12 protein-coding genes are annotated in these 12,273 nt (G+C 69.9%); 4 read left to right on the top strand and 8 right to left on the bottom strand.

The window, feature by feature from the left end; genetic code table 11:
- Nucleotides 1-72: 72 nt before the first annotated feature.
- From MJ797_RS13910 to MJ797_RS13890, 5 genes are all read right to left on the bottom strand, one after another.
- Complete coding sequence (locus MJ797_RS13910) at nt 73-1,254, bottom strand: amidohydrolase family protein (protein WP_239334831.1); 1,182 nt, start codon at nt 1,252-1,254, stop codon at nt 73-75.
- A 94-nt stretch (nt 1,255-1,348) separates the two neighbouring features.
- Nucleotides 1,349-1,588, bottom strand: a complete 240-nt coding sequence (locus MJ797_RS13905; protein WP_374582193.1) for a ferredoxin — start codon at nt 1,586-1,588, stop codon at nt 1,349-1,351.
- 41 nt (nt 1,589-1,629) lie between these two features.
- A complete protein-coding gene (locus tag MJ797_RS13900) occupies nt 1,630-2,859 on the bottom strand; it encodes a cytochrome P450 (RefSeq protein WP_239334827.1) in 1,230 nt (409 codons plus the stop codon).
- Nucleotides 2,859-3,323 carry a nuclear transport factor 2 family protein gene (locus tag MJ797_RS13895; protein WP_239334825.1) on the bottom strand — a complete coding sequence of 155 codons (465 nt, stop codon included), beginning with the start codon at nt 3,321-3,323 and terminating at the stop codon, nt 2,859-2,861. The genes MJ797_RS13900 and MJ797_RS13895 overlap by 1 nt, the downstream gene beginning before the upstream one ends.
- Nucleotides 3,324-3,548: 225 nt before the next feature.
- Nucleotides 3,549-4,592, bottom strand: a complete 1,044-nt coding sequence (locus MJ797_RS13890) for an NADP-dependent oxidoreductase (RefSeq protein WP_239334823.1) — start codon at nt 4,590-4,592, stop codon at nt 3,549-3,551.
- Between the two features lie 253 nt (nt 4,593-4,845).
- Here MJ797_RS13890 and MJ797_RS13885 point away from each other — a divergent pair, with 253 nt between their 5' ends.
- Genes MJ797_RS13885 through MJ797_RS13870 form a run of 4 tightly spaced genes read left to right on the top strand, consistent with a single transcriptional unit; the run spans nt 4,846 to nt 8,990 of the window.
- A complete protein-coding gene (locus MJ797_RS13885; RefSeq protein ID WP_239334821.1) occupies nt 4,846-6,159 on the top strand; it encodes a CaiB/BaiF CoA-transferase family protein in 1,314 nt (437 codons plus the stop codon).
- A gap of 1 nt (nt 6,160) precedes the next feature.
- Nucleotides 6,161-7,384 (top strand): CaiB/BaiF CoA-transferase family protein, encoded by a 1,224-nt coding sequence (locus MJ797_RS13880; protein ID WP_239334819.1) that lies wholly within the window; start codon nt 6,161-6,163, stop codon nt 7,382-7,384.
- Nucleotides 7,381-7,803 (top strand): Zn-ribbon domain-containing OB-fold protein, encoded by a 423-nt coding sequence (locus MJ797_RS13875; RefSeq protein WP_239334817.1) that lies wholly within the window; start codon nt 7,381-7,383, stop codon nt 7,801-7,803. The genes MJ797_RS13880 and MJ797_RS13875 overlap by 4 nt, the downstream gene beginning before the upstream one ends.
- A 44-nt stretch (nt 7,804-7,847) precedes the next feature.
- The gene (locus tag MJ797_RS13870; protein ID WP_239334816.1) at nt 7,848-8,990 is read left to right on the top strand and encodes a thiolase family protein; all 1,143 of its coding nucleotides are present in this window, start codon (nt 7,848-7,850) and stop codon (nt 8,988-8,990) included.
- A gap of 182 nt (nt 8,991-9,172) precedes the next feature.
- Here MJ797_RS13870 and MJ797_RS13865 read toward each other — a convergent pair whose 3' ends face one another.
- The 3 genes from MJ797_RS13865 to MJ797_RS13855 form a co-directional block, all read right to left on the bottom strand.
- Complete coding sequence (locus MJ797_RS13865; RefSeq protein ID WP_239334815.1) at nt 9,173-10,036, bottom strand: TIGR03619 family F420-dependent LLM class oxidoreductase; 864 nt, start codon at nt 10,034-10,036, stop codon at nt 9,173-9,175.
- Between the two features lie 79 nt (nt 10,037-10,115).
- Complete coding sequence (locus MJ797_RS13860) at nt 10,116-10,544, bottom strand: Zn-ribbon domain-containing OB-fold protein (protein ID WP_239334814.1); 429 nt, start codon at nt 10,542-10,544, stop codon at nt 10,116-10,118.
- Nucleotides 10,544-11,734: a lipid-transfer protein gene (locus MJ797_RS13855; RefSeq protein WP_239334813.1), complete on the bottom strand. Its 1,191-nt coding sequence runs from the start codon at nt 11,732-11,734 to the stop codon at nt 10,544-10,546. Before MJ797_RS13855 ends, MJ797_RS13860 begins: the two co-directional genes overlap by 1 nt.
- Nucleotides 11,735-12,273: the final 539 nt, after the last annotated feature.

The following is a 12,273-nucleotide window of genomic DNA, read 5'->3' as shown; positions in this document are numbered from 1 at the left end:
CGTCAACACCGTTGACTATGTTGGCTGTCAGGTGAGCGGCTCAGGCGAGCGGGTCGGTTGACAGGTGGCTGGTCAGTCCAGGTGGTAGATACGGGCCGCGTTGTCGTGCAGAATTTTGCGCCGCGCGTCGCCGGGCAGGTCCGCGAACGCCGCCGCGATGAACAGATCCGGTCGGACCGCCGCGCTCGCCGGGCCGGGCGACATGCTCGTCGGGTGCGGGAAGTCGGTCTCGTAGAGGAAGTTGTCGGGACCGAGGAGCTCGATCGCCTGCCGGGCGGTCTCCCGCTCGAACCAGAAGCAGCCGAAGATCTGGCGCTGGAAGTACTCGCTGGGCAGCAGGTCGTACTCGGGGTGTTCGAGCGGGACACCGCAGTTGCGCCACTGCCAGTCCAGGGCGGCCAGGGCGTACGGGAGCCAGCCGATGCCGCTCTCGACCGAGACGAAGTTCAGCCGCGGGAAGCGGTGGCAGATCCCGGCGCAGATGACGGTCGCGATGGCCCGGGCGTTGCCCATGAAGAAGGAGACCCCGACCGAGGCGTAGTTCGCGTGCATCCCGTTACCGGGGAAGTTCTTCTCGATCAGCGAGAGATCACCTGAGGCGATGTGGAAGTTGACCGGGACGCCGAGGTCCTGGGCCGTCGCCCAGATCGGGTCCCAGTGGGGATCACCGAGCAGCGGCAGGCCGAAGAACTCGGTCTCCTGGGCCATGATCACACCTTTGTGCCCCATCGCGACCGTCCGCTCGATCTCGGCGACGCTCGCCGCCAGGTCCCAGAAGGGCAGCGCCGCCATCGGCAGCAGGCGACGCGGGTCCGCGCTCGCCCAGTCGGTCTGGTAGTCGTTGTACGCCTGGATGCAGCGCAGCATCAGCTCGGGGTCCTTGAGCCCGAGGAACCTCCCGGTGCCGAACCCCGCCACGTTGGGGTAGAGCACCTGGGCCCAGATCCCGTACTCGTCCATTTTGCGCAGCCGGTCGGGGGCGTTCCACAGCGCCGGGTCGACGTCGGCGAGCCGGCGGGGGTGCTTCGGCGGGAACTCGCCCCAGCCGGCCATCGCCCCGCCCGCCGTGGCCGACAGGCGCGCGTCGCCGAAGTACCACGCCTCCTCCTGGCGGTCGTCGTCCCAGCGGACGTGCGGGACCAGGTCGCCCCACTTCGCCGTGGAGATCCGCGACGTCCACAGATCAGCGGGTTCGATCACATGGGTATCCGTGTCGATCACCCTGATGCCGTCGATCACCGACGCCTCGGCCATGACACCGTTCCCTTCACAGTTTTCGGGGGCGCCTGCCGGGGCGCCGAGGGCATGGCGGTCACCCCGGCCTATGAGCGCCCTGATGTGACGAACATTATTTCTTATGAGGAAATTCGGCAAGGTCGCGGCTCTCGCCGGTCCGCTCGACGGCCATGACCGTGATCGCTTCCTCCGGGCACGAGCGGGCACCGAGCCACGCCGCCTCCGCCCGGTCGGCGGCCACGGCGAAGGCAACGCCCCGTGGCTGGGAGAAGCCGTCGTCATCGGCGTCGAACACGTCCGGAGCCAGCGAATAGCAGCGGCCGTGCCCGGTGCAGCGGGCGGGATCAATCATGATCTCCACAGCGCGCCTCTCCTCGGTCGTCGGCTCGGCGGTCATGACCGCTCCCAGGCAAGCGGCAGTGCGACCAGCCCGGCCGCGCCACCACGCTCGAGCACCGGCTCGGCGGAGGCGAGCCGGTAGTCCGGGATACGCCGGTGCCACTCCCGCAGCGCGACGGCCATCTCGGCCCGAGCGAGGTGGGAGCCGAGGCAGCGGTGCGGCCCGGCCGCGAAGGAGATGTGCCGGTTGGCCGTACGGTCGAGATCGACCCGCTCGGGATCCGGGAAGGACCGGGGGTCGCGCATGGCCGCGCCCAGCATCAGCAGCACCATGTCCCCCTTCTTCATCGGGCAGCCGTGGAACTCCACGTCGCGGGTGACCTTGCGGCCGTCCTGAATGATTGGGAAGGCCCGCAGGAACTCCTCCACCGCCGTGGGCACCACGGCCGGGTCGGTCGCCACCCGCCGCCGGTGCTCCGGTGTCGTCGCGAGATGGTGGAAGGAGTAGCTCAGCTGGCTCTTGACGGTGTCCAGACCGGCAAGGACGAGCACGACGCACATCTGCAGGATCTCGTCGTCGCGCAGTGGCCGATCCTCGTAGCGTTCCGTCATGAGGTAGCTGACGAAATCCGCCGCCGGATCACGCGGGGCCGCCCGCCGGTCCGCGACCACCCGGACGAAGTACTCCGTCATCGCGCCCATCGCCGCCATCGTCCGGGCCTGGCCCGCGGGATCGCTGAAGGCATCGAAGATCGTGTCCACCCAGTCGACGAACAGCATGTCGTCAGCCGCGGGCAGACCCATGATCGACAAGAAGACCCGGGTCGGGTACACCGCCGCGAAGTCGGCCACGAACTCGCAGCCGCCCCTGCCGACAAAGGTGTCGATGGTCTGGTTGCACAGTTCGCGCATCCGGGGGGCCATACCCGCGACCGTGCGGGGCGAGAAGGGCCGGTTGAGGATCTGGCGGTACCGGCTGTGCTCGGGCGGGGCGACATTCGTCGGAATCCAGCGGTAGCCCGGGTTCGGGTCCAGGACGATCACCGAATCACTACCGAAGATCTCGGGGGCCTGATACGCCTCCCGGCACTCCTCGTAACGGGTGAGCATCCAGAAACCGGTCCCGAAGCTGTTCCAGCAGACGGGGAAGGCTTCGCGCAGCTGCGCCATCTCCTGGACGGCGGTCAGCACCGGCCGCGGGGACATGATGTCATAGTTGATCACCGGGCAGCTGCCGGCTGGTGGCATGCCACCCGCCATAGATGCCGGTGTGGACGCCGGCATCAGCCGATCGCCTGGCTCTGGTCGAAGATCCGGATCTCGATCCAGCCGACCTCGAGCTCGATCTGGGTGATGACCCAGCCGTCGCCGTCCCGGCGCAGCCGGTTGCGGTAACGGCTGGACATCTGCATGACCTGGTCGGGATCGTCGGCGGCGACCTGGTGGGACGTGAGGTAGGCGAGCGTCGAGGCCTGGTCGCCCTCGATGTCGACGTGGTAGACGGACAGCAGGTGGTGCTGGAAACCGTGGTCCGCGGTCATCTTGTCGATCCACGCCACGATGGCGTCGGCGCCCTCGACCCACTCGTTCCACGTACCGCCCAGACAGAAACGCATCCGGGCGTCCTCGGCGAAGACCGCGCGTAAGCCGACGAAGTCCTTCTGGTCGACCGTGGAGCAGTAGCGGCAGAGCGTGTCACTGATGTTGACGCGGTCGCGGACGTCTTCGAACGTCCTCACGATTGTCATCCGTCCTCCTCCTGAGATGGTGAAACCCGGTCGCGGTGCGAGCGGGCCACGCTGGGCCACTGTGCCGGGGGCCGCCCCGGAACAGCCCGGTACCCGCGGCGGAGCCACCCGCCTGGTGCCCCGTTCCGGTGTGTCGCTTCCGGCCGCGCGTCCCACCCCCCGTCGACGGCCGCGGCCGAGGCTGGGGACAGATTCCTTATAACGAACTAGTCTTGTCAAGAGCGATCAGTGATCCACGTCACCGACCGCGGACGAGCCGAAATGGACGATCATCTTCCCGACGTTGTCACCGCGCAGCATCGCCAGGAACGCCGGCCAGGCGGCCTCGACACCCCCGTGGACAGCCGTCTCAACGCTGCGGACCGCGCCCGCCCGCAGCCAGCGCGACATGTCACCGGTGAAAGCGGCGTGCTGGTCAGCATGATCGCTGACGAGGAAGCCCGTCATCCGCAGCCGGCGCCAGATCATCAGCAGCAGGTTGCGCGGACCGGGCACGGGTTCGGTCGCGTTGTAGGTGGAGATCGCCCCGCAGAGCGCGATGCGGCCGAACGGGCGCATGACCCGGATCGCGGCTTCCAGCTGCTCTCCCCCGACGTTGTCGAAGTAGACGTCCAGGCCGTCCGCGCCCACCTCCGTCAGCGCCACGGCGAGCGACGCCCGCACGGGCACGTCACGGTAGTTGAACGCCGCGTCATATCCGAGCTCCTCGGTGAGGAAACGGACCTTCGCCTCAGCGCCCGCGCTGCCGATCACTCGGCAGCCCATGGCTTTGGCGATCTGGCCGGCCGTGGCACCCACCGCGCCGGCCGCGGCCGAGACGAACACGGTTTCCCCGGGCTTGCACGCGGCGACGTGCGACAGCCCGACATAGGCGGTCATGCCCGTGATGCCCAGGGCACCGAGGTAGGTGGCGGCGGGAAAAGCGTCCGTGTCGACGGGTTCGGCGGCCGCGGCGGGGACCAGCGCGTACTCCCGCCATCCCGCCTGGTGGACCACGGACCGGCCGACCGGGATGGCGGGCTCACCGGACGCGATCACCGTGCCGACCGCGTGTCCCAGCATCGGCGCGCCGAGCGCGTAGGGCTCGGTGTAGGAGACCGCCTCGCTCATCCGGCCGCGCATATACGGTTCCACCGACATCGCGGTGTTGCGCACGAGGAGTTCGCCCGGCCCGGGGCCGGGTACGTCAACCTCCACCAGGGCCACATCGTCGTCCGTCGGCCACCCGGTGGGACGGCGGACCAGGTGCCATTCCCGGCTACCAGTCACTGCTGGCTCCTCCCAACCCGGTCCGCCCCGCCCGCACACCCGCACACCCGCGGGGCCGTGGGGCCGTGGGGCCGCACCGGCACGTGATCGCTCCATGTCGGATTGGCACGATATTCGTCATGATGAAAAGCCACAAGAGCCACCCCGGCCCGTCCCGCCGACAGCGGGGCGGACATGGCGCGATCAGGGGCTTGCGGCGTTTCATCATGAGAAATACAGTTGGCTGCGCATCCGACCCCAGGGAGGCGGCACGGTGGACACTCAGCAGTCGCCGACGCGGGACTCGACGCGGCAACGCAGGCCCCGGGCCCGCCGCGGGCCGCTGACCGGTATCCGCATAGCCGACTTCTGCTGGATGGGCGTCGGCTCCGTCGCCACCCGCATGCTCGCGGACTTCGGCGCCGAAGTCATCAAAATCGAAGACCGGACCCGCCTCGACATGCCACGTCGGCTGCCGTTCTACAAGAACGATCCCCGTTCCTTCGGGGAGGAGGATCCGCATCCCGATCCGGACAAGGGCGGGCTGTTCAACAACTACAACCGCAACAAGCTCGGCGTAACGATCAATATGCGCTCAGCCGAAGGCCGGGAGCTGGCGGAGCGGCTTATCGCGGCAAGCAGTGTGGTGACGGAGAATTTCGCCCCCGGCGTCATGGACCGCTGGGACCTGACCTACGAACGGTTGCAGGCGCTGTGCCCCGAGGTCATCTACGCCCACATGAGCGGTTTCGGCCAGAGCGGCCCGCACCACTCCTACCGTAGCTACGGGCCGGTGGTGCAGGCGGTCAGCGGGCTGTCCTTCATCAGCGGCCTGCCCGGCCGGGAGCCTTCGGGATGGGGCCTGTCCTACATGGACAACCAGGCCGCCTACTGCAACAGCGCGGCCCTGCTCGTGGCGGTCCTGCATCGCAACGCGACGGGGAAAGGCACGGAAATCGATGTCTCCGCCGTGGAGGCCGGCGTCTGCCTGCTCGGTCCCGACCTGCTCGACGTCGCCGTGAACGCGCGGCCGACCCGCCGGCCGGGCTTCCCCCTGGGGAACCGGCTGGAGCATCCGCCAGCCGCCCCGCACGGGGTGTACCCCTGCGCCGGTGCGGACCGGTGGGTGGCCGTCGCGGTCTTCGACGACGCCGACTGGCGGCGCCTGGTGACCGTCCTCGGCAGCCCCGGCTGGGCCGCGGACCCACGTTTCGCCAGCCAGCAGAGCCGGTTCGCCCATTCCGACGCGCTCGACGCCCACCTGAGCGCGTGGACACAGCAGCGATCGCCACACGAGATCATGACGCTCCTGCAGGACAACGGCGTCTGTGCCGGTGCCGTCCAGGACGCGCGCGACCTCAACGAGATCGACCCGCAGCTCGCCCATCGTGGCATCTTCTTCGAGCTGGACCACCCGGTGATCGGCCCGGCGCGCTTCGAGGGGACGCCGGTGACCTTCTCCCGCATCGAGCAGGACAACTGGCGGTCGGCTCCCCTGCTCGGCGAGGACAACGCCTACGTCTTCACCGAGCTCCTCGGCCTGTCCGCCGACGAGACGGCTGGCCTCGCCGCGGCGGGTGTGATCTGACATGCCCCCTTCGTCCCCACCCGAAGCGGCCGGCTCCCCGGCGCTGCCCTACTCGGGGCTGACGGTCGTCGAGTGGGCCGGTGACCCCGCGGGTGAGCACACCGGGAAACTGCTCGCGGAGCTGGGTGCCGACGTCGTCAAGGTCGAACCACCCCAGGGGTCACCGACGCGCCAGGCCGGTCCCTTCGCCCGCGGTGTCGTCAGCGCCGACACAAGCCTGGCATTCTGGTACTACAACCTCGGCAAGCGCAGCGTCGTCCTTGACGGGCCGGAATCGGGCCGGGCGTCGTTACACCGCCTGCTCGCCGGCGCGGATGTCCTGCTCGTCACCCTGCGGCCGAGCGAGATCGCCGCGGCCGGCCTGGACTACTCCCGGCTGCTGGTCGAACACCCACGGCTGGTCATCCTGTCGGTCACCCCGTTCGGGCTGGACGGCCCGTGGGCGGACTACCGCACGTCGGACCTGGTCGGCCTGGCCGCTGGCGGCCCGCTGGCGAGCTGCGGCTACGACGACCACACCATCCCGCCCATCCGGCCCGGCGGCAACCAGGGCTACCACACCGCGGCGAGCTTCGCGCACTGCGGCCTGCTGCTGGCCCTGCTCGACCGGCAGCGCACCGGCGCCGGGCAGCTGGTGGACGTGTCCATGCACGAGTCCCTCGCCGTCAGCGGGGAACTGGCGAACCCGTACTGGTTCTACCCACGCGTCCTCGTACAGCGCCAGACCTGCCGGCACGCCCAGCCGGTGCCGACCCAGCCGGCGCTGTTCCGCTGCGCGGACGACCGGTGGGTGTACTTCGCGCTCATCCTCGCCGACCAGAAGCCGTGGGAGGCGCTGGTCTCCTGGATGGAAAGCGTCGGCGTGGCCGCGGACCTGACCGATGCGGCGTACCGCGGCCTGGCCCACCGCCAGCGGAACTTCGCGCACATCCAGGAACTCATCGAATGCCTGTTCCTCCTGCTGGACTCCGCCACGGCCTACCACGAGGGGCAGCGGCGGGGGCTGCCGATCGGGCCGGTCAACGCCCCCGAGGACGTCCTCGACGACGAGCACCTGCGGGCGAGGGCCTTCTTCGCCACGATCGAGCTCGACGACGGCGTCAGCGCGCCGGTCCCGATGAGCCCCTACCGGTTCTCGTCCTTCCCGGCCGTGGCGCCGACGCGGGCGCCGCGGCTGGGCGAACACACCCGGCAGCTGCTCGACGGCGGGGAGGCGGACCTGTGACAAGGACACGGCCGGTGGACGACGGCCTGTTCGTCGAGGGCGATGACGGGCCGAGCCTCCTCGCCAGCGCTTGCCGGTCCTGCGGGACGACGGCTTTTCCCCGCCAGCGGTCGTGCCCGAAGTGCGCCCGGATGGACATGGCGGACCGCGTCCTCCCCCGCCGCGGCACGCTGTGGTCCTTCACCGTGCAGGGTTTCCGGCCCAAACCGCCCTATGCCGGCCCGGCGGATTTCACCCCCTACGGCGTGGGATACGTGGAGCTGCCCGGTGCGGTCATCGTCGAGGCCCGCCTGACCGAGAACGACCCGCGGCGGCTGCGGATCGGGGATCCGATGGAGCTGGTCCTGGTGCCGTTGCGGACGGACGACGACGGCACCCAGGTCCTCACCTACGCGTTCTCCCCGGTGCGGTCCGCCTGACCCGCAGGGACAATCAGCCACCAGTAACCGCAGAGGAGCGTGCCGTGGACGTCGCCGTCGTGGGCATCGGGATCCACCCGTTCGGGCGGCACAAAGGGGTCAGCGGACGGGCGCAGGGAGCCTACGCGGCCCGGGCGGCGCTGGCGGACGCGGGCCTGGAATGGACTGACGTCCAGTTCGCCTTCGGCGGCAGTCACGCGGCGGGGGACGCGGACTCGCTCGTCTCGGAGCTGGGGCTGACCGGTATCCCGTTCATCAACGTGTCCAACGGGTGCGCGACGGGTGGCAGCGCCCTGATCAGTGCCGACAGCGCTATCCGGTCGGGTGCGTACGAGCTCGGCATGGTGATCGGCTTTGACAAGCATCCGCGGGGCGCGTTCGACACCGACCCCGCCGCGGTCGGCCTCGCAGGCTGGTACGGCGAGACCGGGCTCATGCTGACCACCCAGTTCTTCGCCATGAAGGCGCAACGCTACCTGCACACCCACGGCATCAGCACGTCGGTGCTGGCGAAGGTGGCGGCCAAGGCTTATCACAACGGCTCGCTGAACCCGCACGCGTGGCGGCGCACCCCACTCACCGAAGAGGAGATCCTGTCGTCGGCCATGCTGAGCCATCCGCTGACGCAGTACATGTTCTGCTCGCCGGGGGAAGGCGGGGCCGCGCTCGTGCTGTGCCGGGCGGACCGCGCCCGCAGGTACACCGACACACCGATCTACCTGCGGTCCGCGGTGCTGCGTACGCGCCGCTTCGGCTCGTTCGAGGTGTTCAGCCCGTGGCTGGCGCTGGAACGCGCGGACAGCCCGAGCGTGGACGCGGCCCGGGCCGCGTTCGAGCTGGCCGGGGTGTCCCCTGGCGACGTCGACGTCGCGCAGGTCCAGGACACCGAGGCCGGCGCGGAGATCTGCCACATGGCCGAGTGCGGCCTGTGCGCCGACGGTGAGCAGGAGAAGCTGCTGCGCACCGGCGCGACCGGCATCGGCGGCAGTCTCCCGGTCAACACCGACGGCGGCTGCATCGCCAACGGTGAGCCGATCGGCGCGTCGGGCCTACGCCAGGTATACGAGAACGTGCTGCAGCTGCGCGGGGCCGCGGCCGGGCGGCAGGTGCCCGGAAACCCGACGGTGGCGTTCAGCCACGTCTACGGCGCGCCGGGGGTCAGCGCCTGCGCGGTCCTCACCCGCTAGCCCCGAATTTCCGCTTCGCGAAAATTCGGGGACCCCGAGCTCGAGGGCGGGCCGCCAGCCGGGGTGTGCGGATCACCTCCGGCGACCCACACACAAAAACACCACCAGGCAGAACCGCTCCGCGAAAATTCGGGGACCCCAAACTCGAAGGCGAGCCACCACCCGGGAGTGCGCGGATCCCGTCAGATCCCGAAGTCGTCCGCGGCCTGGGCAAGGGACTGCCGCATGGCGTCCGGGCCGTCCCCGCACCACAGCTGGTCCGCCCACACGACCAGATCGGTGATCCCCTCGGCGTCGTAGCGGCGCACCAGTTCCGGATCCCGGCTCGCCAACCGGAAGTAGCAGGGAATCATCGCGCGCCCCTGCTCGTCGCACAGTGCCGCGAGCTGGTCGCGCAGCCGTACCGCGTCGGAGAAGGACGGCGTGCCGGAGCTGAACCACGCATCCCCGGCCCTGGCCGCGCGGCGCAGCGCCCGGTCGGTGTTGCCCCCGAGGACGAGAGGAACGGTGACGGGCTCCGCGGTCACCTGGACCTTGTCGATCGTGAAGTGGGTGCCCCGATGCTCGAAGGGTCCCCCACCCCACGCGGAGCGCAGGACCGCCAGGCTCTCCTCCAGGCGGGATCCGCGTTCACCGAACGGCACGCCGAGGGCGGCGAACTCCTCGCGCAGCCAGCCGGCTCCGACCCCGAGCATGAGCCTGCCGGCAGCGATCTCCTGCGTGGTGCAGGCGGCACGGGCTGTCAGCAACGGATGACGCAACGGCAGGATGTAGATGCCGGTCGCGAGCTTCACTCTCGTCGTGAGTGCGGCTGCGGCGCTCAGTGCCGACCACGGGTCCAGCAGCCGCGTGGCCGGGCCGACGATCGGCCCGAGATGGTGCTGGTGCGCCGTCGCGCCATGGGTCGGATGCTCGCTGGAGTAGTCGTACGGCAGGACGAGGTGCTCGCCGAGCCAGAGTGCGTCGAAGCCGAGCCCATCGGCCGCGACAGCGAGGTCCAGCAGGTCACGCGCGCCCATGTTGTACACCGACAGGCCGATCCGCATCCCCGGCTCCTCTCCGGCCTCAACCGAGGCGGTGGATACATACGAAGGCTCTGTCCTCGGGCGCCGCGAAACGTTTCTGTCATGCCGGCTTCCACTGCGGTACGACAACGCCCTCGTCGGTGCCGTCGTCAAGCGTTTCGAACCAGACCCGCATGGGCTGCCCCGGGGTGAGCGCCGGCCGGCCGGGCAGGTAGCCGACCAGCCGGGCCGCCGGGACGTCGTCGAGCTGCACGAGGACCACGCAGTAGGGCACCGGGTAGGCGGGGTGCACCTGGTGCTCGACCACGGTCCAGGAGTACAGGGTCGCGGCACCGGCGACCGGCTGCCAGCGGCCGTCCCAGCCGCCGCAGTGCCGGCAGTAGGCCCGCGGCAGGTGCAGCACGGCGTCGCAGCCGTCGCACCGGCGGATGACCAGTTCATGCCGGCGGGCGGCCTCGAAGAAGCCGCCGGTGTCGTGGTCGTCGCCGACGGGGGCCAGGCGGGCGGCCCGAGGCGTCACGCCGTCCATCAGGCGGCCGTCAGGACGAGGGCGCTGCCGGGAGGCAGCGGTGTCGAGGTGACCAGGCACACCTCGGCGCCGGGTACCTGGGAGGTGGAGTCGCCGCGGATCTGGCGTACCCCCTCGAGAACGTGGTTCATGCCGTGGAGATAGCCCTCCGAGAGATGACCGCCGCCGGTATTGACCGGAATACGGCCACCCAGGTCGATGCCGCCCGCGGCGACGAACGGGCCCGCCTCGCCCTTCCCGCAGAACCCCCAGTCCTCCAGCTGGAGCAGCACGGTGATCGTGAAACAGTCGTAGATCTGGGCGACGTCGATGTCGTCGGGGCCGAGGCCCGCCCGGCGGTACAGCGTCCGGGCGACCGACCGGGCGGGCAGTTCGGTGAGCGACTCCCGCATCAGGGCCGGGAACTGGATGCCGGGCTGGGAGCCGGGAATAGCGCCTTGGGCGACGGCACGGATGAGGACGGGCGGCCGCCGGCAGTCGCGCGCCCGCGCGGCGCTGGTCACGACGACGGCGCAGGCCCCGTCGGTCTCCAGGCAGAAGTCGAACAGCCGCAGCGGATCGGAGATCATCCGGGCCGACAGGTAGTCGTCCATGGTGAGGGTGCGCGCGTGCAGCTGCGCCGCGGGGTTGGCGTTCGCCCGCGCCCGGCAGGCGAGCGCGATATGGCCGATGTCCTCTGCCCGGGTACCGTATTCGATCATGTGACGCCGGGCCAGGAGAGCGAAGATCTGGCCGGGGGTGAGAAGCCCGTAGGGCGCGAAGAACTCGTCGTAGCCGCCCGCGCCGCCCACCCTGGCGCCAGTCGCGGCGGACAGGCCGAACCGGCGCCCGGAGCGGCCGTTGATCTCGCGGAAGACCAGGACCGCGGTCGCCTGGCCGGACAGGATGGCGCCGACTGCCTGGCCCACCATGGCGCAGGGGGCCACCCCGCCCGGCCCGACCTGGGACCAGTACGTGAGGTTGTCGATGCCGAGGGAGTCGGCGAGGTCGCTGTGCAGCACGGTGTCCATGTCGCAGCGGACGATGCCGTCGATGTCAGCGGGTGAGAGCCCGGCGTCGTCGAGGGCTGCGAGCGCGGCCTGGGTCGCCAGGGTGAGATCACTGCGCCCGGAGGCACGTGAGTAGTCGGTGGCGCCGATGCCCGCGATCGCGCAGCGGTCTCGGTGCCCGAACGTGTCCTGGTCGCCCATGGCAGGCTGCCCGTCCCTCCAAGGGTGGCACGGGGAACCCACCCGGCCCACCGGCGAACGATGGAGTAACGATGAGCCTCGGACTCTATCATCATGATGAATTCGATACCAGTGCCCAACCCGGAGTGCCGGGCGACGCTTGGGGCGCCCCCAGGGGTGCGCGAAGGTCGCACAGTGTTACGATCTACTACTTTTTGTAGTCGCCTTGTGAGGCCATCCACATGCACCGTGGAAGGGGGCGGGGTCAAACGGTCGTAGCCAGCCGTTTCACAATCGTTCACAAGGTCGGGTAGCCGCCGCCGTGCGACCTTGGAAAGTTGCAAAACGGGACGAAGTCGACGCGGGCGATGTTGCATCATATGATCACTGCACATGATCACCGAATGTGTGTCAGAGCCGTTCTTTTACAGCCCTTTTCGCGCGGGCGGTGGCGGCCTGCCATGAGCTCTGGGCCTGCGAGGATGGCCCGGCCGGGGTCGGCCAATCCAGACAGGAACAGTGGGCGCACCGCGTGGCCGGTGCCCGGTTGTGGGCTGGTG

Origin of the sequence: Protofrankia sp. CiP3 (genome assembly GCF_917627345.1) — a bacterium.
In the GTDB taxonomy this organism is placed as follows: Bacteria; Actinomycetota; Actinomycetes; order Frankiales; family Frankiaceae; genus Protofrankia.
This window is presented reverse-complemented; position numbering and strand designations above follow the sequence as displayed.

Coding starts and splice junctions, on each gene's coding strand:
- MJ797_RS13910 (WP_239334831.1), bottom strand. CDS start 1,254: ATGGCCGAGGCGTCGGTGATCGACGGCATCAGGGTGATCGACACGGAT.
- MJ797_RS13895 (WP_239334825.1), bottom strand. CDS start 3,323: ATGACAATCGTGAGGACGTTCGAAGACGTCCGCGACCGCGTCAACATC.
- MJ797_RS13860 (WP_239334814.1), bottom strand. CDS start 10,544: ATGGACGGCGTGACGCCTCGGGCCGCCCGCCTGGCCCCCGTCGGCGAC.
- MJ797_RS13900 (WP_239334827.1), bottom strand. CDS start 2,859: ATGCCGGCGTCCACACCGGCATCTATGGCGGGTGGCATGCCACCAGCC.
- MJ797_RS13855 (WP_239334813.1), bottom strand. CDS start 11,734: ATGGGCGACCAGGACACGTTCGGGCACCGAGACCGCTGCGCGATCGCG.
- MJ797_RS13865 (WP_239334815.1), bottom strand. CDS start 10,036: ATGCGGATCGGCCTGTCGGTGTACAACATGGGCGCGCGTGACCTGCTG.
- MJ797_RS13905 (WP_374582193.1), bottom strand. CDS start 1,588: ATGATTGATCCCGCCCGCTGCACCGGGCACGGCCGCTGCTATTCGCTG.
- MJ797_RS13880 (WP_239334819.1), top strand. CDS start 6,161: ATGCCCCCTTCGTCCCCACCCGAAGCGGCCGGCTCCCCGGCGCTGCCC.